Origin of the sequence: Nocardioides hwasunensis, from assembly GCF_014779665.1 — a bacterium.
In the GTDB taxonomy this organism is placed as follows: Bacteria; Actinomycetota; Actinomycetes; order Propionibacteriales; family Nocardioidaceae; genus Nocardioides; species Nocardioides hwasunensis.
Genome location: NZ_JACXYY010000007.1, coordinates 304,847 through 325,778 on the forward strand (window position 1 = coordinate 304,847; position 20,932 = coordinate 325,778).

20 protein-coding genes are annotated in these 20,932 nt (G+C 72.8%); 11 read left to right on the plus strand and 9 right to left on the minus strand.

Translation table 11 applies throughout. From position 1 onward, the window contains the following. Positions 1-35 precede the first annotated feature (35 nt). Positions 36-3,404 (minus strand): UvrD-helicase domain-containing protein, encoded by a 3,369-nt coding sequence (locus IEZ25_RS17835; RefSeq protein ID WP_224749192.1) that lies wholly within the window; start codon positions 3,402-3,404, stop codon positions 36-38. Between the two features lies 1 nt (position 3,405). After that, a complete protein-coding gene (recC, locus tag IEZ25_RS17840; protein WP_191200785.1) occupies positions 3,406-6,780 on the minus strand; it encodes an exodeoxyribonuclease V subunit gamma in 3,375 nt (1,124 codons plus the stop codon). A gap of 76 nt (positions 6,781-6,856) precedes the next feature. Between recC and IEZ25_RS17845 the strand changes: the two genes are divergently transcribed. Continuing rightward, positions 6,857-7,597 carry an ABC transporter permease gene (locus IEZ25_RS17845; protein WP_191200786.1) on the plus strand — a complete coding sequence of 247 codons (741 nt, stop codon included), beginning with the start codon at positions 6,857-6,859 and terminating at the stop codon, positions 7,595-7,597. Further along, entirely contained in the window at positions 7,594-8,757 is a 1,164-nt protein-coding gene (locus tag IEZ25_RS17850; RefSeq protein WP_191200787.1) for a hypothetical protein, read from the plus strand. Before IEZ25_RS17845 ends, IEZ25_RS17850 begins: the two co-directional genes overlap by 4 nt. Here IEZ25_RS17850 and IEZ25_RS17855 read toward each other — a convergent pair. Further along, positions 8,747-8,920: a CsbD family protein gene (locus IEZ25_RS17855; protein ID WP_191200788.1), complete on the minus strand. Its 174-nt coding sequence runs from the start codon at positions 8,918-8,920 to the stop codon at positions 8,747-8,749. The genes IEZ25_RS17850 and IEZ25_RS17855 overlap by 11 nt on opposite strands. Positions 8,921-9,355: 435 nt before the next feature. Between IEZ25_RS17855 and IEZ25_RS22350 the strand changes: the two genes are divergently transcribed. Beyond that, positions 9,356-10,189 carry a DICT sensory domain-containing protein gene (locus IEZ25_RS22350; protein ID WP_191200789.1) on the plus strand — a complete coding sequence of 278 codons (834 nt, stop codon included), beginning with the start codon at positions 9,356-9,358 and terminating at the stop codon, positions 10,187-10,189. A gap of 8 nt (positions 10,190-10,197) precedes the next feature. Here IEZ25_RS22350 and IEZ25_RS17865 read toward each other — a convergent pair whose 3' ends face one another. Together IEZ25_RS17865 and IEZ25_RS17870 are read right to left on the minus strand one after the other, a co-directional pair. Next, on the minus strand, positions 10,198-10,476 hold the full coding sequence (locus tag IEZ25_RS17865; RefSeq protein WP_191200790.1) for a DUF7218 family protein: 279 nt from the start codon (positions 10,474-10,476) through the stop codon (positions 10,198-10,200). 62 nt (positions 10,477-10,538) lie between these two features. After that, positions 10,539-10,976, minus strand: a complete 438-nt coding sequence (locus IEZ25_RS17870; protein WP_191200791.1) for an SRPBCC family protein — start codon at positions 10,974-10,976, stop codon at positions 10,539-10,541. A 93-nt stretch (positions 10,977-11,069) separates the two neighbouring features. Here IEZ25_RS17870 and IEZ25_RS17875 point away from each other — a divergent pair, with 93 nt between their 5' ends. Genes IEZ25_RS17875 through IEZ25_RS17900 form a run of 6 tightly spaced genes read left to right on the plus strand, consistent with a single transcriptional unit; the run spans position 11,070 to position 16,824 of the window. After that, positions 11,070-11,630: a TetR/AcrR family transcriptional regulator gene (locus IEZ25_RS17875; RefSeq protein ID WP_191200792.1), complete on the plus strand. Its 561-nt coding sequence runs from the start codon at positions 11,070-11,072 to the stop codon at positions 11,628-11,630. After that, positions 11,627-13,114 (plus strand): MFS transporter, encoded by a 1,488-nt coding sequence (locus tag IEZ25_RS17880; protein ID WP_191200793.1) that lies wholly within the window; start codon positions 11,627-11,629, stop codon positions 13,112-13,114. The genes IEZ25_RS17875 and IEZ25_RS17880 overlap by 4 nt, the downstream gene beginning before the upstream one ends. A 37-nt stretch (positions 13,115-13,151) precedes the next feature. Next, positions 13,152-13,841: an ABC transporter permease gene (locus IEZ25_RS17885; protein ID WP_318152311.1), complete on the plus strand. Its 690-nt coding sequence runs from the start codon at positions 13,152-13,154 to the stop codon at positions 13,839-13,841. Further along, positions 13,834-15,054, plus strand: a complete 1,221-nt coding sequence (locus tag IEZ25_RS17890) for a betaine/proline/choline family ABC transporter ATP-binding protein (protein ID WP_191200794.1) — start codon at positions 13,834-13,836, stop codon at positions 15,052-15,054. Before IEZ25_RS17885 ends, IEZ25_RS17890 begins: the two co-directional genes overlap by 8 nt. Further along, positions 15,051-15,842, plus strand: coding sequence for an ABC transporter permease (locus IEZ25_RS17895; RefSeq protein WP_224749193.1), 792 nt, complete (start codon positions 15,051-15,053; stop codon positions 15,840-15,842). Before IEZ25_RS17890 ends, IEZ25_RS17895 begins: the two co-directional genes overlap by 4 nt. Before the next feature lies 1 nt (position 15,843). Then, positions 15,844-16,824 carry a glycine betaine ABC transporter substrate-binding protein gene (locus IEZ25_RS17900; RefSeq protein ID WP_191200795.1) on the plus strand — a complete coding sequence of 327 codons (981 nt, stop codon included), beginning with the start codon at positions 15,844-15,846 and terminating at the stop codon, positions 16,822-16,824. Between the two features lie 9 nt (positions 16,825-16,833). Here the strand turns inward: IEZ25_RS17900 and IEZ25_RS17905 are convergent, their stop codons facing one another. The 3 genes from IEZ25_RS17905 to IEZ25_RS17915 form a co-directional block, all read right to left on the minus strand. Next, a complete protein-coding gene (locus IEZ25_RS17905; protein WP_191200796.1) occupies positions 16,834-17,250 on the minus strand; it encodes a PPOX class F420-dependent oxidoreductase in 417 nt (138 codons plus the stop codon). Between the two features lie 51 nt (positions 17,251-17,301). Continuing rightward, a complete protein-coding gene (locus IEZ25_RS17910) occupies positions 17,302-18,612 on the minus strand; it encodes an aspartate aminotransferase family protein (RefSeq protein WP_191200797.1) in 1,311 nt (436 codons plus the stop codon). Between the two features lie 72 nt (positions 18,613-18,684). Beyond that, the gene (locus IEZ25_RS17915; RefSeq protein ID WP_191200798.1) at positions 18,685-19,071 is read right to left on the minus strand and encodes a winged helix-turn-helix transcriptional regulator; all 387 of its coding nucleotides are present in this window, start codon (positions 19,069-19,071) and stop codon (positions 18,685-18,687) included. A gap of 101 nt (positions 19,072-19,172) precedes the next feature. On the opposite strand from IEZ25_RS17915, the gene IEZ25_RS17920 reads away from it, so the two are divergent. After that, positions 19,173-19,541, plus strand: a complete 369-nt coding sequence (locus tag IEZ25_RS17920) for a DoxX family protein (protein WP_191200799.1) — start codon at positions 19,173-19,175, stop codon at positions 19,539-19,541. A 22-nt stretch (positions 19,542-19,563) separates the two neighbouring features. Continuing rightward, on the plus strand, positions 19,564-20,046 hold the full coding sequence (locus IEZ25_RS17925) for a hypothetical protein (RefSeq protein ID WP_191200800.1): 483 nt from the start codon (positions 19,564-19,566) through the stop codon (positions 20,044-20,046). 47 nt (positions 20,047-20,093) lie between these two features. Here IEZ25_RS17925 and IEZ25_RS17930 read toward each other — a convergent pair whose 3' ends face one another. Next, positions 20,094-20,633: a hemerythrin domain-containing protein gene (locus tag IEZ25_RS17930; RefSeq protein WP_191200801.1), complete on the minus strand. Its 540-nt coding sequence runs from the start codon at positions 20,631-20,633 to the stop codon at positions 20,094-20,096. Positions 20,634-20,932 lie beyond the last annotated feature (299 nt).

Consider the following 20,932-nt stretch of genomic DNA (forward strand, 5'->3'; position numbering starts at 1 on the left):
GGAGCGTAGCGGGGGAGAAGAAGGTCCTGGGGTGCTCATGGTCGGACTCCGTCCAGCAGGTCGGACAGCGCCGTCACCAGCGCGACCGGCGGCTCCCAGGAGAAGATCCCGCACGGTCGGCCGTCGACGCTCGGCGTCTGCGGGCCGCACATGCCGCGGAGGTAGAGGTAGAGCACGCCGCCGAGGTGCTCCGCGGGGTCGTAGTCGGCCAGCCGCCAGCGGAGGTAGCGGTGGAGGACCACGGTGTAGAGCAGTGCCTGGAGCGGGTAGTCGGAGTGCCCCATCGCCTCGTCGAGGACGTCCGGGCGGTAGTCCCAGGCGGTTGCCGGCGCTGCCCGGTCACCGAGCCAGTTGGTCTTGTAGTCGATGGTCAGGTAGCGGGTGCGACCTCCGACCGGGACCCGGACGACGACGTCGATGGAGCCGGTGAGGTAGCCGAGCAGCCGTTGTCCGGCGAGCTCGGGGTCGCCCTCGAGCGTCTCGGCGAAGGCGAGCAACGGGTCGCCGGCGGACAGGTGTGCGCGCAGCAGCGGGCCGAGGTCACCCAGCACGACCTGGGCCGCTCTCGGGCCCTCGTCGCGCGCGGCCAGGTCGCCACCGGCGAGCGGCACCTCGAAGTCGAGCTCGCGCAGCCGGTCGGGCAGGTGGATGTCACGCAGCGTGAGCCCACCGGCGAGCGGTCCGAGTGGCGAGTCGCACACGGCGACGAGCGCGTCGGCGAGCACCTCGGCGTCGACCTCGACGGCCCACCAGGCACGGTGCTCCTCGATCTGCGCGAGCAGCTCGGCGCGCAGGTCGTCGGAGGCCGGGTCGGTGTGCTCGAGCACCTCGTGCACCAGCGAGCCGAACGCGGCACCCACCGGGAGGTCGGCCATCGGTGAGACCACCGCGACGAGGGCCAGGTCGGTCTCGGGGGGCGCGGCCTCGTCGGCGAGCTGGTCGGCGAGGTCGTCGAGCTCGGCGTCGTCGAGGTCGGGCGCGTCGTCGGGCTCGGAGAGCACCCGGTCGGGGGCGCCGGCGTGCGGTGCGCCGGCCGCGGAGAGTGCGGAGTACGACGTACGGCGCCAGTCGGTGTCGACGTCGCGGTCGAAGGATCGCACCGACAGCGCAGGCAGGTCGCGGTCGATCGGGCTGGCGTCGACGACGCCGGGCACGGCGAGCTCGGGCTGCGGCCCGCCCGCGGACTTCCAGCGACCGAGGATGTCGACGACCTCGTCGTCACCGAGCACCGGCTGCTCGTCGTTGACGCTGGCGTGTCCCGGAGCGCGGCCGAACAGCATCCGGTGGAGCGGGGCGGGGGCGGTGTTGTTGGCGGTCGGGCAGTACCACGCGACGACCTGCGACTGCGCGCGCGTGAGGGCGACGTAGAGCAGGCGCAGCGACTCGCCCGCGTCCTCGTGGCGGCTCGCGGTGGCCGCGGCGTCGCGCCACCTGCTCGGTCCGCCGACGTCGCGGCACCGCTCACCGGCGGCGTCGTGGAAGAGCGGTACCTCGTCCTCGCGCACCCACCGGTCCCACAGCGTGGGGAGGTAGACGACGGGGTACTCCAGGCCCTTGCTGCCGTGGATCGTGACCAGCTGGACGGCGGCCGCGTCGGAGTCGAGGCGACGGGTCCGCCCGGAGGCGACCTCGAGCTTGTCGTCGGCGACCTGGGTGCGCAGCCAGCCGAGCAGGCCCACCACCCCGAGACGCTCGCTGACGGTGACCTTGTGCAGCGCCTCTCCGATGTGGCGCAGGTCGGTGAGGGTGCGCTCGCCGCCGACCCGTCCTAGCACCCGAGCGACGAGCCCGTCGAGCACCGCGATCTCGAGGACCGCAGCGACCCCGCGGGCGGCGAAGACGTCGGCGAGGCGGCGCACGTCCTCGCTGAGCGCGTCGGTCGGGTCGTCGGGTGCCTGGAGGTCCTCGACGGTCCGGCCGAAGAAGTCGGTGAGCGCCGCCGCCCGCACCCGGTCGGCGCGGTGCGGCTGCTCGAGCGCCTCGAGCAGGGTGAGCCACTGGGTGGCCGCCGCGGTCTTGAAGACCGAGCCCCCTGCGTTCAGCACGGCGGGCACGCCGACGGCGGCCAACGCGTCCTGTGCGGCGAGCAGGTCGGCGCGGCGGGCCGCGAGCACGGCGACGTCCTTCGGCTGCACCGGTCGCTGGTCCGAGCCGGTGCCGACGGTCGCGTCGCTGGTGAGCAGCCGCTTGACGTCGGCGGCGAGGTCGGTGAGGACGTGCTCGCGCCAGTCGGCGATGCGCGGGCGCCGGCGTCCGAGCTCCTCGTGACGGGCGACGCGCAGGCGGAACGGCGCACCCGCACCCTCGAGGCGCGAGGCCTGGTGGTGAGCGGTGACCGGGTGCACGGCGATCCGCTCGTCGCCGAGGGCGGCGCCCTCGACCAGCACGTGCAGGGACTCGAGGAGCCGCTGGTCGGCGCGCCAGTTGACGCCGAGGGTCTGCCGGGTGGTGGCCCGGTCGGCGGCGTCGAGATAGGTGACGATGTCGCCGCCGCGGAAGGCGTAGATCGCCTGCTTCGGGTCACCGATCAGCACGAGCGTCGAGGCGCCGTGGAAGGCGCGCTCGAACACCTGCCACTGCACCGGGTCGGTGTCTTGGAACTCGTCGATCAGCGCGACCTTCCACCGCTGCCGCATCCGGGCCCGGGCGGGGGAGTCCTCGGGCCCCAGGGCGTCGGCGAGCTGGGAGAGCAGGTCGTCGTAGGACAGCACGCCGAGGCGTCGCTTGCGGCGCTCGACCTCGGCTAGCACGTCGGTGGCGAAGCGGACCCGCTCGGCGGCCTGGCCGTCGGGATCCTCGGCGAGCGCCTCCTGCGGGGCGACGTGGGCGCGCGGGTCGCCGACGACCTCGCGGGCGATCGTCAGCGCCACCTCCCTGCTCCAGGTGGTCGTCTCGCGCCGGGCGAACTGGCGGAGGTAGAGGTCGTCGGTGACCTCGGACGTCAGCTGCTCCAGGTCCTCCACGAGCACGGCGCCGGTGTCGGTGTCGCCCGCGACGCCGAGGCTGCGGAGCACGAGCTGGCAGAACTGGTGGATGGTCGCGATCGTGGCCGCGTCGAACGACGTCAGCGCGACGGTCAGCCGCGCGAGCCGGGTGGCGCGCTCCGCGTCGTCGGCGTCGAGCAGCCACTCGTGCAGGCGGTTGGCCGGGTCGGCGGAGTCCGGATCGGCGAGCACGGCGGCGGCGTCGTCGAGCTGGCGGCGTACGCGGTCGCGCAGCTCCTGGCTGGCGGCCCGGGTGAACGTCACGACGAGCATCTCCTCGAGCGTGGCGATGCCCTCGGCGAGGTAGCGGGTGACGAGGGCGGCGATCGTCCAGGTCTTGCCGGTGCCGGCGCTGGCATCGAGCAGCGTGGTGCCGCTCGGCAGGGAGCCGCGGATGTCGAAGACGTCCATGCTCGTCATCTCAGATCCCCCGCACCAGCTCGTGCGCCAGCAGCGGCGACCAGACCCGGAGCGCGTAGTGACCGAGCCGGTGGGGTGCGCCGTCCTCGTCACGCACCTCGTCGGCCAGCAGCGGTGCGGCGAGCAGCTCGTAGGGGGCCTGCTCGCCCCACGCGCGGACGTGCCACTGGTCGCCGTCCTCCCGGGGGAAGCCGGTCTCGTTGAAGCGGGGCGTGACCCACTCCGCCGCGGCCTTGGCGTCGGGGTCGGTCTGCCCGCCTCCCCCCGAGCGCGCGGCGAGGGTGAACTCCTCGGCGAACGCCAGGGTCGTCTTCACCGGGAGCGGCAGGGGCTCGCGCTGGCCGCGCTCCATCACGTCGACCAGCTCGCGCAGGTGGGCGCGCGCGTCGTCGTCGGGCATGGGCGAGATCAGCGCGCGGCGGCCGGCGGAGCGCCCCCAGCGGCCGATGGTGTGGGCGGTCCAGTTCTCGTCAGGGTGGCCGGCGGCGAGGGCGAGCGCGTCGAGCCACGCGGCCATCCGGTGCTTCGCGGCGAGGGTCGAGTAGCTCACCGCGACGAGGTTGTTGCCGAAGACGTGGCCGACGGTGCCCGTCAGTCGCCGGTCGCCCAGGTCGATGTCGACGTCGAGGGTGCGGGCGGGGCCGGAGCGCAGCGGGAGCGCAGCCTCGACGAGGGGACGCACCCGCGTGACGATGTCGGTCAGCATCGCCGAGCCGAGGTCCTCCGGCGGCAGCAGGCCGCGCAGCTGCTCGGCGAGCATCGCCGCCTGGGGGTCGCCGCCGGCGAGCACGTCACGGACCAGCCGGTCACCCACGTCCCACTTCTCCAGGCCGTCGAGCGTGATCGGGATGGCGTCCTTGGTCTCCTCGACGTCGTAGGGCGTGGTGACCCGCAGCCGGTGCCGCAGGAAGCCCCGCACCGGGTGGGCGAAGAAGTCCTGCAGGTCGCTGAGCGAGACCTCCTCAGCCAGGTCGGGCGCGACGAGAGGGTCGGTGACGAGCGCCGGGTGGACGGGCCGGGGCGCCCGAGCAGCCCGGGCGCCGGCGAGGGCGGAGCGGTCGAAGGAGAACGGCCGGTCCACGGCGCGCACGAGTGCGCCGGCGGTCAGGTTGGCCTCGTCGAACGGCTGCAGCGGGTGCTGGAGCACCAGGTCGTCCCGCACGGCGTCGCTGCTGGTGCGGTCGAGCGTGTCGAGCAGCTCGCCGAGCGGCACGGCGGGCGGCTTCGCGTCGCCGGTGTGCTCACCCCGTCCGGCGTAGGTGATGACCAGCGTCTCGGTCGCGGCGCCGATCGCGTCGAGCAGCAGCTGCCGGTCCTCGGAGCGGATGTCGCGCTCCCCGGTGAGGGGCCGCCGAGCCAGGACGTCGTCGCCGTCGACGGACTCCAGCCGGGGGAAGACACCGTCGTCGAGCCCGACGAGGCAGACCACCCGGTGGGGCACCGACCGCATCGGGACCATGGTGCAGACCGTCAGGGTGCCGGTGCGGAAGTTGGAGCGGGTGGGCCGCCCGCGCAGCCGGTGTCGCAGCAGGGCGCGTACGTCGGCGTGGCGCAGGCGGGTCTCGTGGTCGCCGACCCCGGCGGAGATCCGGGCGAGCTCCCGGTCGAACTGGGCCACCCGCCACGCGTCGTCGGCGTCGCTGGCGGTGAGCCCGTGCACAGCCCGACCGAGCGCGGTCGTCCAGTCGGCCACCGAGGAGGCCTCGCCCGCTGCGGCGACGAAGGTGTGGAGCCGGTCGACCATCTCGACGAAGCCGCCGACGAGATCGAGGTCGCCGTCGCCGACGTCGTCGAGCGGGAGGGTCGTGCGGACCACCCGGTGGCCCTGGCCGGACATCGCGGCACCGAGCAGGACGCGCTGGAGCCCGGTCAGCCAGGTGTTGGCGTCGAGCTCCAGGCCGAAGGCGCCGCGGTGGTCTCGGTCGTAGCCCCAGCGGATCGCGGCGTGGTCGACCCAGCGGGTCATCCGCTCGAGGTGGTCGTCGGTGAAGCCGAAGCGCGCGCGGACCGGCTCGGTCGCGGCGAGGTCGAGCACCGAGGTCGCCGTCATCCGGCCGGCGGCGAGCTCGACGAGCTCGGCCGCGACGCCCAGCAGCGGGTTGGTCGCACCCGGTGAGCGGTCGGCGAGCCGGACCCGCAGCCGGTGCGCGGGGTGGCCGACGTCCTCGTGGGTGACGTCGGCGAGGCCGAAGCCGGCCGAGATGAGCGGCGCGTAGGTCTCGATGTCGGGACACATCACGAGGATGTCGCGCGGCTCGAGGGTCGGGTCGTCCTGGAGCAGGCCGACGAGCACCTCGCGGAGCACGTCGACCTGGCGCGCGGTGCCGTGGCAGGCGTGCACCTGGACCGACCGGTCGGTCTTCGCCCGCACCCGCGAGGCGAGCAGCCCGGCGTCGGGGGAGCGGTTGGCACGCAGGTCGGACTGCAGCCAGCCGAGCATCGTGGCCGGGTCGGCGTGGCCGGCCGTGCGCTGGTCGGTGTCGACCTCGCCGAGCGTGCGTCGCAGCTCGCGGGAGTCGCGCCCGAGCGAGGCCAGGAGCGGGTGCCCGACCATCGCGGCGGAGTCGTCGTCGGCGCGCGCCACCGGACCGGCCCCGGCCGTCGGCGCCAGCGCGGCCCACAGCGCAGGGGACGGCTGGGGGAGCCACAGGTGCACGTCGCGGTGCCCGCCGAGCGCGCGCAGGAGCTCCACCTCGGTCACCGGCAGCCGGGTGTGGCCGAAGAGCGAGAGCCGCCCGGGCAGGTCGAGACCGTCGGCGCCGGCCGCCAGCCGCTCGAGCGTCGAGGTGTGGCGCAGGTCGGGACCCGGCTCGTCGACGCGGTCGACCAGCCGGCGCCACAGCTCCGCCTGCCACCGCAGGTCGGTGGCCAGCGGCCCGCCCGAGCCGTCGGTGTCGTCGCCGGCGCGCCAGTCGCCGACCAGCTGCGGTCGCTGGACGGCGTAGGAGCTGAAGAGACCCGCCAGCCGTCGGGCGACGGCGTAGCGGCGGGCCGAGCGCTCGTCGGCCGGGTCGCCGTGACCGAGGTGTCGGCTCAGGTCCTCGAAGCCGGGCTCGTCGAGGCAGGAGTCGATCACCTCGAGCAGCGGCCAGGCCAGCCGGTCGGGGCTCCACGGGTCCTCGGCGTCGCGGTCGAGCAGCATCGACACCAGCGAGTGGGGTGTCACGAAGTCGACGCCGGCGCACACGCCGTCGCCGCCGCGAGCGCCCACCCCGAGGCGGTGCGAGAGCCGCTGGGTGAGCCAGCGCTCGACGCCACGGGCGGGCACGACCACCACCTCGCGGGCGAACGGGTCGGGCAGCGGGGTGACCAGCAGGTCCGCCAGGCCGTCGGCCAGCGCGTCGGTGCGCTCGGCGGTGTGCAGGTGCAGGGTCACGCACGCCACCCTATGAGCGCACACCGACACGCGACGCGCTCTGTCCCCAGCCGCGCTGTTCGGCGAGGATCAGCGCGTGGACTACGTGTGGTGGGGACTCGGGCTGCTCGTGCTCGGCGTCACCACGTACGCCGTCGCCCGCGCCGCGCGGATCGAGCTGGGGTGGCTGCCGCTGACCGCGCTGCTGCGCGCGGTCGTCCAGCTCGCGATCGTCGCCACCATCCTGCGCGGCGTGCTGGCAGTGCCGTGGACCGTCGTCCTCTTCGTGCTGCTGATGCTCAGCACGGCCTCGTGGACCGCCGGCTCACGGCTCGCGGAGCTGCCGCGCGGGCACGTGATCGCGCTCGTCGGCGTCCTCGCCGGCGCCACCGTCACCCTCGTGCTCGTCGTGGTCCTGCGCCTGGTCGACCTCGAGGCGCGCTACGTCGTCGCCGTCGCCGGGATCATCGTCGGCAACGCGATGTCGGCGGCGACGCTGTCCGGTCGCAACTTCCTGCGCTCGGCCCGCGCGCGCCGCGACGAGGTCGAGGCGTGGCTCTCGCTGGGTGCGACCGCCCCGCAGGCCTACGACGACATCGGTCGCGACGCGGCCCGTGAGGCGCTCCTGCCCAACCTCGACCAGACCCGGTCGACGGGGCTCGTCACGCTGCCGGGCGCCTTCGTCGGGGCGCTCTTCGGTGGTGCCTCGCCCGTCGTGGCGGCCCAGTTCCAGCTCGTCGTGCTCGCCGGCATCGCGCTCACGATGCTGGTCACGGCGATCGTGGTGACCCGCCTCGCCGGGCGGTCGCCGTACGTCGTGCCGGAGGTGGCAGCGTGAGGGCGACGGCACTGGTCCTCGTCGGCGCACTGCTGCTCGCCGGCTGCACCGACGACGCCGACCCGCCGCCCGACCCGGCGCGGGTGCAGTGGGTGGAGAGGGCACTCCCGCCGCCCGACGGTGCGCCGGGCCGCAGCGTGGTCCGCGACGCGGTCGAGTGCGGTGACGGATGGTGGGTCGTCGGGGCGGTGTTCCTCGACCGTCCCACCGAGACGCGGGACACCCGTCCTGCCGCCTGGTTCTCAGCGGACCGTGAGACGTGGACGTCGGTGCCGGTCGACGCCCGGACCTACTGGGGACGCCGCGCGATCCTCAACTCGGTCGCCTGCTCGCGCGACCGCATCGCCGTCGTCGGCGCGCGCTCGGGCGGCGCCCACGGCAACCCGCGGGTGACGACGTTCCGGGTCGCCGGTGACGGTCTCGTGGACGTCTCGACCACGTTCATCCAGTACGGCGGTGTCACCGCGACCAACGTCGGGCCGATCGCCGGTGGCCCCACCGGCTGGCTGATCACGGGCAACCGCACGTCCGGGCCCGGCGTGTGGTTCACCGACGACCCGCGCGGGTTCACCCGGGTCGAGGCCGAGCCGGGACTGACCGACGACGGTGACCTCACCTCGCTCGCCCAGGCCGGTGGTTGGGCCGGGGACGAGTGGGTGGTGGTCGGCGCCGGCGCGCGGACCGGTCGGCACCTCGACCCGGACCCGCTGGCCTGGACCTCGCCCGACGGCCTGACGTGGACGCCCGAGCAGATGCCGGTCGCGGACGGGGCGCAGGACGTCCATCGGGTGGTCGCGCTCGACGCCGGCACGCTGCTGGCGGTCGGGCTCAACGACGGGCGCTTCGCCGCCTGGGTGCGGGACGACGAGGGGTGGCACGAGCCGACGACCTTCGGCGAGCTCGCCGAGTCCTGGATCGGCGCGCCCTACGTGGCGTCCCTCGCGCAGACCCCGGCTGGGATCCTCGCCACCGTCAGCACCGGGAGGCACTACGAGCTCTGGCAGACCGACGACGGCCGGGACTGGACGCGCGTCGAGGCCCCCCTCGAACCGCAGACCGCCGGCGACCACACACTGATGGCGGGCGCCGGCGGAGGCCTGCTCGTCGTCGGGGACGCCGGCGACGGGGGGCATGTCTGGGTGGGAGAGGTCAGCCCTTGAAGACGTCCTTGATCTTCTCGCCGGCCTGCTTGAGGTTGCCGCTGGCCTGGTCCTTCTTGCCCTCGGCCTCGAGCTGCTCGTCGTCGGTCGCCTTGCCGGTGGCTTCCTTGCCCTTGCCCTTGAGCTCCTCGGCCTTGTTGCTGATCTTGTCGTCGAGACCCATTGCTTTTCCTCCTGAGGAGATAGGTGAGAACCGGAGTGGTTCCGCTGTCGAACCTGCCACGGGGGTGGTGAGCGAACTCCACCCGTGCGGGTGGGGCGGTGTCAGGCGCCCGGCAGAGGCCGCGGGGGTGTCGGCGTGCCGGGCGCCAGTCCGGGGGCCGCGACATCCGTCGGCCGGAGCGCGGCGGACGCCTCGGGCGCAGGAGGGGGGGTGAGACCTGCTCGATCTCCTCGGCCCGCGAGGCGTCGAGACGCCAGATGAAGAAGCACCCGACGATCGCGACCAGGATCGCCACCGTGCTGATGAGGATCACACTGCCCATGGTCAGCCTCCAGATTTCTGCGTGAGGAAGATACCTCTACAACTCTGTATAGGTTACTTCTGCAAGATGTGCAAGAGTCCTGACAGGCTCATGTCGACGAGAGAGGAGTCGCAGTGGCGCAGCCAGGCTTCAGCATCGGGGTCCTCGCGGAGCGCACGGGCGTGACGCCGGCGGTGCTGCGCTCGTGGGAGCACCGTTTCGGCTTCCCGGTCGGAGAGCGTTCGTCGGCAGGGCACCGGCGCTTCACCGACGCCGACGTGGCCCAGGTGCGGCAGGTGCTCGACGTCCGGGCGAGCGGGGTGGGGCTGCGGGCCGCGATCGACACCGTCCGCGCGCGCCACGACCACGCCGACGCGGATTCGGTGCACGCGGTGCTGGCGCGGCAGTTCCCCCAGCTCGCGGTCCGACGCCTGGGACGCCGCACCCTGCTGGCGGCCTCGCACGCCGTGGAGGACGAGGCGCTCGCCCGGGCCGATCGACCGCTGGTGCTGGGGTCGTTCCAGGAGGGTGACCGCTACGCCGCCTCGCAGCACCGCTGGGAGGAGCTGACCCGCACTGCCTCGTGGGCCGCGGTGGTCGCGGAGTTCGACGCCGACCTGCCGTCCGATCCCGACGCCCGCCCGGCTCGCTGCTCGCTGCCCGAGGGGTCGCCGCTGCGTCGCGAGTGGACCGTGGTCACCGTCAGCCCGAGCCGCGCCGGCCTGGTCTCGGCCTGGGAGGTGCCGGCCCCGGCGGGCGCGGACCCGGTCTACGAGGCGGTCGTCAGCACGGACCGGTCGGCCGCCGTGGCCGCGGCGCGGGTGCTCCTCGGCGTCGCGCGGTCGGCGGGCGCGTCCCCGCCCGGCGAGGTCGATCGGGTGCTCGACGCACCGGGTCAGCCGAGCACGGCCGCCGACGCCGACCGGGTGTGGCTGCGCGCCCTCGCGCACCTCGAGGCTCGCGCCTGAGGGGTCGGTCAGTGGTTCCGCAACGCGTCGATGAGCTCGTCCTTGGTCATCGACGACCGGCCCTCGATGTCGAGCTCGGCCGCGCGCTTGCGCAGCTCGTCGACCGTGCGGTCCTCGTAGTCGCTCGCCTCACCACCGCGCTCGCCGACCTTCGAGCGACCCTGGGCCGCGGCGGCGTTGGCGATGCGCGCGGCCTTCTCCTTGCTCGCCCCCTCGTCGCGCAGCGCCTCGTACACCTCGGCGTCCTTCACCGACGGACCCGGGTCCTTCCTCTTCTGCTCAGCCATGGCGTCCACGGTGGCACCTGTCGGCCGGCACCGGCACACCCGCCCGTGGGTGACCGGGCCGCTCAGCCGGGCTGCCGGTCCAGGCAGGACCGCAGCTGGTCGACCGTCTTGGTGGCCAGCGTCGGGAGGTACGCCGCCACCAGCGGCACGGCGAGACGCGACAGGCCGGAGAAGGTCATCCGCGCGGTGTAGGTGATCTGCGAGCCGGTGCCGGCCGCGTCGATCTCGAACCGGTCGAAGCCGTCGAAGGAGTCGTTGGTGCCGCGCAGGTGGACCAGGCTCGGGGCCGTCAGCTCGGTCGCGGTGTAGGTCAGCTCCACCTCGCGACCGAGGAAGGACGACACGTTGCGGTACGTCGTGCCGACCCCGCCGTCGCCACCGGTCCGCTCGCAGGTCGTGGTGCCCGGATCCCACTCCTGGGCGTTGCGGAAGTCCGCGAGGTAGGCGTGGGCGGTCCCGGGCGAGGCGGTGGTCGTGAAGGTGCGGGTGATGGACGGCATGTCCCCGACGCTAGTCCGGCAGCGGCGGCGTCGACCGACTTGAGACAGCGATGTCTCATGTGAGACACTGATGTCTCATTCGAAGGAGTCGTCATGGCAGATCGCACCGGCGTGCTTGAGGCCGCCCAGCGCGCCCTCAACACCGACCCGGCGGCGTCGATGACGGCCGTCGCGGAGGCGGCCGGCATCAGCCGCGCCACCGTCCACCGCCACTTCGACTCGCGCGAGGCGCTCCTGGTCGAGCTGGGCACGCGCTCGCTCGACCAGTGGGAGCAGCGGCTCGACGACGTCGGCGTCGAGGCCCTCGCAGCCGCGCCCGACGCCGTCGCGATCCGGGCCGCGCTCGAGACGTTGGTGCTGGGCTACGTCGACGACTCCGACGGCTTCGGCTTCGCGCTGACCGACCACGTGATCCTCGCCAGCGCCGCGCTCGAGCGGCGCACCCAGGTGCTCGCCGACCGCGAGGCGGTGCTCTTCGCCGCGGCCCAGTCCGTCGGTGTGCTGCGCACCGACCTCCCGGTCCGCTTCTTCGGCCACGCGATCTACGGCCTGCTCGTCGCGGCCCGCGAGGCCGTCCGCGTCGGCGACGTCGCTCGTCGCGACGCCGGCCGCCTCGTCCTGTCGTCCCTGCTCACCGGGATCGCCCAGCCATGACCGACCTCACGCACCCCGACACCACGACCCCCACCGCCGCCGACCCGCGTCGGTGGTGGGCGCTGGCCGTCCTCGCCGCCAGCCTGCTCGTGGTGGTCATGGACATGACCATCCTCACCGTCGCCCTGCCCGAGATGGCCGCCGAGCTGCACCTCACCTCGGTCTCGCAGCTGTGGGTCGTCGACGCGTACGCCCTCGCGCTGGCCGGTCTGCTGATCCCGGTCACCGCCCTCGGCGACCGCTGGGGCCGCAAGCGGATGCTGCTCACGGGCTACGCCGCCTTCGCCCTCGGCTCGGTCGCGATCCTGTGGGCCGACTCCGCCGCGGCAGTGATCGCCATCCGCGCGCTGCTCGGCGTCGGCGGCGCGATGGTGATGCCGTCGACCCTGTCGCTGATCCGCTCGATCTTCGCCAGCCCCCGCGAGCGCACGCTCGCTCTCAGCATCTGGGGCGCCACCGCGTCCCTCGGCGCGGCGGTCGGCCCGGTCGTCGGCGGCGCGCTGCTCGAGCGCTTCAGCTGGCACTCCGCCTTCCTGGTCAACGTGCCGCTGATGGTCGTCGCCATCGGCGCCGCCCTGTGGCTGCTGCGGGAGAACCGCTCGGCCCGACCGGGACGGATCGACGCGACCGCCGTGATCCTGTCCGCGGGCGGGATGACCGCGTTCGTGTACGCCGCCAAGCAGCTCGGCAAGCACGGTCCGAGCCTGCCCACCCTGGCCCTGCTCGTGCTGGGCGTGGCGATGCTGGCGCTCTTCGTGCGCGGTGCTCTTGCCTCCGACCGCCCGATGCTCGACGTCCGGATCTTCGCCCAGCCGGTGCTGCGCGCCGGCGTGGTCGCCGCCCTCGCCAGCAGCGCCGCGATGGTGAGCGTGCTCTTCGTGGGCAGCCAGTGGTTGCAGCTGGTGGAGGGATGGAGCCCACTCCAGGCGGGTCTCGCGCTGCTGCCGCTGGCGGTCGGGGCGATGGTGGCCTCGCCCTTCGCGCCGGCCCTGGCCGAGCGCACCAGCCCCCGCCTCGTGCTGTCCGGCGGCTTGCTCGTCCTGGCCGCCGGCCTGTCGCTGCTGGCGGTGGTGCCGGCGACCTACCCCTGGGTCGCGGTCGCCTTCGCCGTCGTGGGCCTCGGCATGTCCGCGCTCGGGCTCGGATCGGCGCTGATCATGGGCGCGGCGACCGACGACCAGGCGGGCTCCGCCGCGGCCGTGGAGGAGATCACCTACGAGCTCGGCGCAGTCCTCGGGATCACGTTCCTCGGGAGCCTCGTGGGCGCCGTCTACCGGGCCGGCCTGCCCGGTGGCGTCGACGCCGCGGCGCGCGAGTCGGTCGCCGGGGCGGTCGGCGGACCGTGGTTCGCCGAGGCGGCGGACGCCTTCGTGACGGCGTTCGCTTCGGTCGGCGCGGTGGGGGCCGTCCTCGCCGCGCTGGCGGCGTACGCCGTGTGGCGTCTGGTGCCCGCCGATCTCACCCTGGACGACGCGCACCACTGAGCGCATCGCGCCACTTGTGTAACGTGCCGGGCGACCGGTGTCGTCCATTCGGGGCGGCACGCCCGACACCGGAGGACGTGTGAACTTCTTCGAGTTCGTCCAGGACCGTTGGTCCCTGCTGTGGTTCCAGGGCTACCAGCACCTGAGCCTGGTGGTGCAGTCGCTGGTGATCGCGACCCTCATCGCCGTCGTCGTCGCCGTGCTCACCTACCGCTCACCCCTGTGGTCCGGGCTCGCGGAGGCCGGCGCCGCCGTGGGCCTGACCATCCCGTCGTTCGCGCTGTTCGGGCTGCTGATCGCGTTCATCACCTCCGGCGTCGTGCTGTCGGTCGTCGCGCTGGCGTTCTACGGCGCGCTCCCGATCGTGCGCAACGCGGTCGTCGGGTTGCGCGGGGTCGATCCCGGGCTCGTGGAGTCCGCCCGCGGCATGGGCATGAACCGCTTCGCGATCCTCACCCGGTTGCAGCTGCCGATGGCGTGGCCGATCATCCTCACCGGCGTCCGCGTCTCGGCCCAGATGCTGATGGGCATCGCGGCCATCGCGGCCTACGCCTCCGGGCCCGGCCTCGGGTCCTTCATCTTCTCGGGCCTGTCCCGCATCGGCGGAGCCAACGCCACGAACTCCGCGTGGGCGGGGATCCTCGGCGTCGTCGTCCTCGCCATCGTCCTCGACCTCGTGCTCAACGCGGTCGGCCGCCTCACGACCTCCAGGGGTATCCGTGCCTGACCAGACCTCGTCCACCACCTCGACCAGCACGTCCGCGCGCGGCGAGCGGATCCTGCTCGAGCACGTCACCAAGCGCTACGCGGGCCAGTCCTCGGCAGCCGTCGACGACGTCACGCTGGAGATCCCGGCCGGCGAGACCGTGATGCTCGTCGGACCCTCCGGCTGCGGCAAGACCACCACGATGAAGATGATCAACCGGCTGATTGAGCCGACCGAGGGGCGCATCCTCATCGGCGACCGCGACGTCACCCACGCCGACCCGGACGAGCTGAGGCGCGAGATCGGCTACGTCATCCAGGGCGCCGGGCTGTTCCCGCACTACACGGTGGCCGAGAACATCGCGATCGTGCCGAAGCTGCTCGGCTGGAAGAAGGACCGGATCGCCGCGCGCGTCGACGAGCTGCTCGAGCTGGTCAACCTCGAGCCCGACCAGTACCGCGACCGCTACCCGCGGGAGATGTCCGGCGGCCAGCAGCAGCGCGTCGGCGTGGCCCGCGCACTGGCCGCGGACCCGCCGGTGCTGCTCATGGACGAGCCCTTCGGCGCGGTCGATCCCATCACCCGCCAGCGGCTGCAGGACGAGCTGATGCGCCTGCAGGAGGAGCTGCACAAGACGATCGTCTTCGTCACCCATGACTTCGACGAGGCGGTCAAGGTCGGCGACCGCATCGCGATCCTCGACGTCGGGTCGCGGATCGTCCAGTACGACACCCCCGAGGCGATCCTCGCCAACCCGGCGAACGAGTTCGTGGAGGGCTTCGTCGGCCACGGCGCGGCGCTGAAGCAGCTCACGCTCACCCGGGTGCGCGACGTCGACCTGCACGAGGCGGCCGTCGCGCACGTCGGCGGCGACCCGAAGCAGGCCATCGCCACCGCGCAGGAGATGGAGCGCAAGTGGGTCATCGTGCTGGACGCCCAGGACCGGCCGCAGCGCTGGATGTCGCTGCGCGAGCTCGAGCGCCCCGGCAGCCTCGATCGCGTCGAGCGGGATCTCGACCTCGAAGTGGTCAGCCCGGCCGCCACGCTCAACGACGCCCTCGACGAGATGCTCACCTCCAGCCACGGCGTGGTCGTCGTGACCGGGCGACGCAACCGCTACGAGGGCGTGATCCGCGTGGAGACCGTGATGGAGGCGATGGAGGGCCTCAAGTCCGCCGCCCACGCCGCCGAGCGGACCACCCGCGTCGACCGGGCTGCCGGAGAGCCCGCATGAGTGACAGCACGACCCTCGACATGGAGGCCGGCGAGAAGGACGCGCCCGCCGTCCGGGAGGGCGATCCGCAGCCCGGGCGCCTGCGCTGGGTGGTGCAACCGGCCCTCGCGCTCCTCGCCATCGCGGCCTGCTTCGCCTACACCAACACCCGCGAGCTCACCAGCAAGCAGTCCCTGCTCCAGAACGACGCCATGCTCAGCGGAGGCTTCCGCCACCTGTGGCTGACGGCCGTCGCGGCGCTCCTCGTGATCGCGATCTCGGTGCCGCTCGGCGTCGCGCTCACCCGGGGTCCGCTGCGTCGGCACGCGGGGGTCATCCTCGCGTTCGCCGGCTTCGGCCAGGCGGCCCCGGCCGTCGGCCTGGTCGTGCTCGCCGCCCTCTACTTCGGCGTGGGGATCTGGCCGTTCATCGGCGCCCTCACGCTCTACGGCATCCTGCCCGTGGTCGCCAACGTGGTGGCGGGCCTCAACGGTGTCGACCAACGGCTCGTCGAGGCGGGCCGCGGCATGGGGATGTCGGCGTTCGCGGTGCTGCGCAAGGTCGAGCTGCCCATCGCGGTGCCCGTGATGCTCACCGGCGTGCGCACCGCTCTCGTGCTGATGTGCGGCACGGCGGCCTTCGGCGGGTTCGTCGGCGCCGGAGGCCTCGGCGCGCTCATCAACACCGGCATCAAGCTCGGCGAGCAGCCGCTGCTGCTCGTCGGTGCCGTGCTCATCGCCTCGCTCGCCCTGCTGCTCGACTGGATCGCCCGGGTCGTGGAGGTCGTCGCGACCCCGAAGGGACTCTGACATGACTGCACTTCGTCGCACGCTCGCCGTGCTCACCGGCACGGCGCTCGCCGCCGCGGTCGCCGGCTGCGGGCTGCAGAACGCCAACGGCTACATCGCCCCGGCCGAGCCCGGCTCGATCAAGCACTACGACTCCCTCGACGGCGTCGAGATCACCGTCGGTGCCAAGGACTTCACCGAGCAGCTCATCCTCGGCAACATGCTGGCCACGGTGATGCAGACAGCGGGCGCCGACGTCACCAACCGCACCAACATCGCCGGGTCCAACGGCGTACGCAACGCGCTGCTCAACCGGACGGTCGACATCTCGCCGGAGTACACCGGCACCGGCTGGATCTCCTACCTCCTGCACGACGAGCCCGTGAAGGGCGAGGAGGCGCAGTGGAAGGCGACGGCCGAGGAGGACAAGGAGAAGAACCAGCTCATCTGGCTCAAGCCGGCGCCGATGAACAACACCTACGCGATGGCGCTGGGTGAGGCCGCGGCCGAGAAGTACCCGGACCTCAAGGACCTCTCGGGCATGAAGGACGTGCCGGTCGCCGACCGGACCTTCTGCGTCGAGGACGAGTTCTACAGCCGCAACGACGGCTTCCCCTCGATGCTCGAGGCCTACGGACTCAAGCTCGGCGACAGCGTGCCCGACGACAACGTGCTGCGTCTCGACACCGGCGTCGTCTACGACGCCACGGCCAAGGGCCGCTGCACCTTCGGCGAGGTCTTCACCACCGACGGCCGGATCCCCGCCCTGAAGCTCACGGTGCTCGAGGACGACAAGGAGTTCTTCCCGCTCTACAACCTCACCGAGGTCGTGCAGCAGGACCTGCTGGAGGCGCACCCGGAGATCGAGGAGATCTTCGCCGAGCTCAACCCCAAGATCACCAACGACGTGATGCTGGAGCTCAACGCCAAGGTCGACGTCGACGGCCAGGAGCCGGCGCTCGTGGCCAAGGAGTGGCTGGTGAGCGAGGGCTTCGTCAGCTAGGCCCGGTGGCTACCCCATCGTGTGGATGCGGGTGGGTTCGACCTCCACGATCACCCGCTGCTGGTCCCGGCCGCCGTACCAGGGATAGGGCTGAGCGGTGTAGCGCTGCGACAGGGCCTCGATGTGGTCCACCGCGCCCTCGGTGGTGGTGCTCACCACCCGGCCCCTGATCTCGTGGTAGCGGCTCGGGTCGGCCGGGTCGGACACGGCCAGCGAGACGCGCGGGTCGCGTGCGATGTTGCGGGTCTTCTGGTGGGTGGCGACGGTGTTGACGAGCACGTGCGACCCCGTGGCGTCGACGTCGACCCAGGTCTGCGTCAGCTGGGGCGACCCGTCCGGCATGGTCGTCGCGACGTAGCAGGTGGCGCCCGAGCGCAGGAGCTGCAGCAGGTCGTCGCTCAGCTCGACGGCGGGATCGGTGCTCATGCCCACATGCTCCTCCGAGACCGGAGGGGCTGCCTCCCCCCGCCGGGTGCGTCAGCCGGTGGCGTCGACGATGGCCGCCTCGAGCCGGTCGATCCCGAGGTGCAGGTCGTCGTCGGAGATCGTCAGCGGCGGCGCCATCCGGATCACGCCGCCCAGCCCGGGCAGCTGCACGATGTTGATGTGCAGGCCGAGCTCGAGCGCGGCCGTGGTGACCGCTCGTCCGAGTGCGTCGGCCGGGGTCTTGCTCTCCTTGTCGGTGACGAGCTCGACGCCCTGCAGCAACCCGCGACCGCGTACGTCGCCGACGCACTCGTGACGATCGCGCAGGTCGAGCAGGCGCTCGGCCAGCACCTTGCCGAGGTCGTGCGCCCGCTGGGTGAGGTCGTCGCGCTCGACGACGTCCAGGACGGTCAGGGCGACCGCGGCGGCGAGCGGGTCGGAGGAGTGGGTGGTGAAGAACAGGTGGCCGCGCTCGTGGCAGCGCTCCTCGATCTCGGCCGTCGTCACGACGACGGCCACCGGGAGCCCGGCGCCGAGGGTCTTGGACAGGGTGATGATGTCGGGCACGACGCCGTCTCGCTCGACGGCGTACATCGTGCCGGTGCGACCCAGGCCGGTCTGCGCCTCGTCGACGACGAGCAGCATCCCGCGCTCGCGACACTTCTCGTGGAGCCGCGCGAGGTAGCCCTCGGGCAGCTCGAGGATCCCGCCGGAGGACAGGATCGGCTCGACCAGGCAGGCGGCGAGGCTGCCGGAGGACTGGCGGTCGAGGGTGGCGAAGCCGTAGTCGAGCTCGGTCTGCCAGTCGTGGCTCCCGTCGGGCTGCCGGAAGGGGGAGCGGTAGGCGTCCGGCGCGGGGAGGGTCAGGTTGCCGACCGGCGGCGGTCCGTAACCGTGCCGGCCCGCGGAGAAGGTCGCCCCGGCCGCGCCCGTCGTCATCCCGTGCCAGGAGCGGTCGAGCGCGACGACCTCGTAGCGGCCGGTGGCGAGCTTGGCCATCTTGATGGCGGCCTCGTTGGCCTCGCCCCCGGTGCTGAGCAGCTGCATCCGCTCGAGGTCCCCGGGCAGGCTCGCGGCCAGGCGCCGGGCCAGCTCGACGACGGGTCGGCTGAGCATCCCGGAGTAGAGGTGGTCGAGCGTCGAGATCGACTCGGTGACCGTGCGCACGACCTCCGGGTGCGAGTGGCCCAGCACGGCACTCATCTGCCCGGAGGTGAAGTCGAGGATCGCGCGGCCCTGCTCGTCGTGCACGTAGGACCCGTCGGCGCGCGCGATCACCCGCGGGGTGAAGCCGCCGCCGTAGCGGATCAGGTGCCGCTCCGCGTCCTGCCAGAAGGTGTCGCCCTGCTCGTCGGTCTCCATGTCCGCCTCCGGATCGCTCGTGCTGCCGGGGACACCTTCGCAAAGATGTCCGCGTCCGCGCGAGGGATCGGCTCAGTCCCGCCCCCCGCGCCGGGCGTCGTACTCGCCCTGGCTCCGCTCGATCGTCGGGTTCTGCTCGATGGCCCACTCCGCGAGGGTGACGGCGGGTCCGATCAGTGTTGCGCCGGTGTCCGTCAGGGAGTACTCGACCCGTGGCGGGACCTCGGCGAAGACCTCGCGCTCGACCAGTCCGTCACGCTCGAGGTGACGCAGGGTGCGCGTGAGCATCCGCTGGGAGATGCCGGGGATCCGCCGTTGCAGCTCGGTGAAGCGCATCCGGTCACCGTCCAGCGTCGCCACCACCAGGAGGGTCCACTTGTCGCCGATCCGGTCGAGGATCCCGCGGATCGCGCGGCCGCCGTCGCCACGGATGAGGCAGGAGCGCTGATAGCTCGACACATGACTCTCCTGTCTCCCACGCACACCGGTGTGCCTTTTGCACGACCCTCGTGAGTGACCCACGATGAGGTCACTTACTGATCGTCACCATTGGAGCACACATGGACATCGCATACTGGGTCGTCGCCGGACTGCTGGCAGCCTTCTACCTCTACGCCGGAGGGACGAAGCTCGTGCAGAGCCAGGAGCAGCTGGCGCCGATGATGGCGTGGGCCGGCACCACGATCCCGATGGCGGGCGTCCGGGCCATCGGCGCCCTCGAGGTGCTCGGTGCCGTGGGACTCGTGCTCCCGCGGCTCACCGGGATCGCGCCCGCGCTCTCCGTCGCTGCTGCGATCGGGCTCACCGTGCTGCAGGTGCTCGCCACCGGGTTCCACGCCTCGCGTGGTGAGACGAAGGACCTGTGGCTCAACGTCGTCCTCGTGGTGGCGGGCGCATCGGCGGTGTGGCTGGCGCTCGCGACGGCCTGACGGCGGATGACACCATTCCCCCGTGCCTGACTCCCCGAGCTCGCTGGTGGGACGCCCGCACCTGTCCGAACGATGGGCCTTCCTGGTGGGCGGCGGGCTGATCACCCTCCTCGGGCTGGTCGCCCTCGGGTGGCGGCAGAACCCCTGGGGGCTGGCCTTCCTGGCCCTCGGCGCCCTCACGCTGCTGGAGCTGCGGCGGCGCGTGGTGGTGCGGGACGGGGAGCTCCGCGCGCAGGGCCGGCTGGTGAGCAGGTCGGTCCCGCTGGCCGAGCTGGAGCAGGTGGCGGTGTCGCCGATGGCGGAGGTGTGGGTGCGCCCCAGGACGGGCCGACCGTTCTACCTCCACATGGTGTCCCGCCTGGCCATCGGTTCCGAGCCGGGTGTGTGGGAGTTCCCGGTGCGCCTGCGTGAGCTGGCCTCGGCGGAGGGCGCGCAGCTCGACGCCTGGCAGGCCGACGACATGCTGCCGCCACCGAAGGGGATCCACCCGATGTTCAGCCGCTGACCGAGGAGTGGCGGTCTCTCAGGGCGGACGCGGGCGACGCCCGGTCGCTAGACGCCGAGACCGAGCAGGCCGAGGGGCTCGGTCATCTCGGTCTCCTCGTAGGTGAAGTGCGACTCGAGGTCCCTGCGCAGCACCCCGACCGCCGCCACCAGGTCGTCGATCCGAGCGGGGTCGGTCGTCACGGCGAGCGCGAGATCGTCCACGCGCTCGAGGTGGGCGTGGATGACCAGGTGCTCCTCCGCCAACCGCGCTGCGACCGGCGCGTAGGCGTCGAGGGTCGCGACCGCGGGGAACATCGTCTGGTCCTCGATGGTGTGGTGCATCGTCAGGAACCGGCAGACCTGCCCGCAGATCCCGGCGATCTGTTGGACGCTGAGCGACGGCGCGAGCCCGTGGACCCCGGCGCGCACGACGTCGAGGCCACCGGAGCCGTCCCGGAACCCCTCGACGGCCCGGGTGAGGGCCGCGAGCTGCTCGCGGAAGTGGTCGTGGATGGCCCGCAGGTGGTCACCGGCTGCCCGCTGTCTCGGCGACAGGTCGACCGATCCGGCGACTCGAGGCCGGGACGCGTCGTCGATGGGAGCCACGCGGTGAGCCTAGGCGAGCGACCGGGCGACCCGGTCCGTGGGACGGAGGAACGAGAGAAGCCGTGGACCAGCGGGCTGGTCCACGGCTTCTCGTCGAGACGATCTGCGCGCCTGTAGGTGTGTTCCTTCAGGACATACCGGACTGATCTCTCAAGACATCCCGGACTGAACCGGGCGGGTGTGCATACACCTGCCCCGATGCTGCCGAGGTGTCGAAAGCCCGCCTGGTCATCACAGCCATCGAGATCGAAGGCCGCCCCGCCGCCGAGGTGATAGCCGCCTACGGCGTATCGAAGTCC

Coding starts and splice junctions, on each gene's coding strand:
- IEZ25_RS17835 (WP_224749192.1), bottom strand. CDS start 3,404: ATGACGAGCATGGACGTCTTCGACATCCGCGGCTCCCTGCCGAGCGGC.
- IEZ25_RS17855 (WP_191200788.1), bottom strand. CDS start 8,920: ATGGGTCTCGACGACAAGATCAGCAACAAGGCCGAGGAGCTCAAGGGC.
- IEZ25_RS17865 (WP_191200790.1), bottom strand. CDS start 10,476: ATGGCTGAGCAGAAGAGGAAGGACCCGGGTCCGTCGGTGAAGGACGCC.
- IEZ25_RS17870 (WP_191200791.1), bottom strand. CDS start 10,976: ATGCCGTCCATCACCCGCACCTTCACGACCACCGCCTCGCCCGGGACC.
- IEZ25_RS17875 (WP_191200792.1), top strand. CDS start 11,070: ATGGCAGATCGCACCGGCGTGCTTGAGGCCGCCCAGCGCGCCCTCAAC.
- IEZ25_RS17880 (WP_191200793.1), top strand. CDS start 11,627: ATGACCGACCTCACGCACCCCGACACCACGACCCCCACCGCCGCCGAC.
- IEZ25_RS17895 (WP_224749193.1), top strand. CDS start 15,051: ATGAGTGACAGCACGACCCTCGACATGGAGGCCGGCGAGAAGGACGCG.
- IEZ25_RS17900 (WP_191200795.1), top strand. CDS start 15,844: ATGACTGCACTTCGTCGCACGCTCGCCGTGCTCACCGGCACGGCGCTC.
- IEZ25_RS17905 (WP_191200796.1), bottom strand. CDS start 17,250: ATGAGCACCGATCCCGCCGTCGAGCTGAGCGACGACCTGCTGCAGCTC.
- IEZ25_RS17910 (WP_191200797.1), bottom strand. CDS start 18,612: ATGGAGACCGACGAGCAGGGCGACACCTTCTGGCAGGACGCGGAGCGG.
- IEZ25_RS17920 (WP_191200799.1), top strand. CDS start 19,173: ATGGACATCGCATACTGGGTCGTCGCCGGACTGCTGGCAGCCTTCTAC.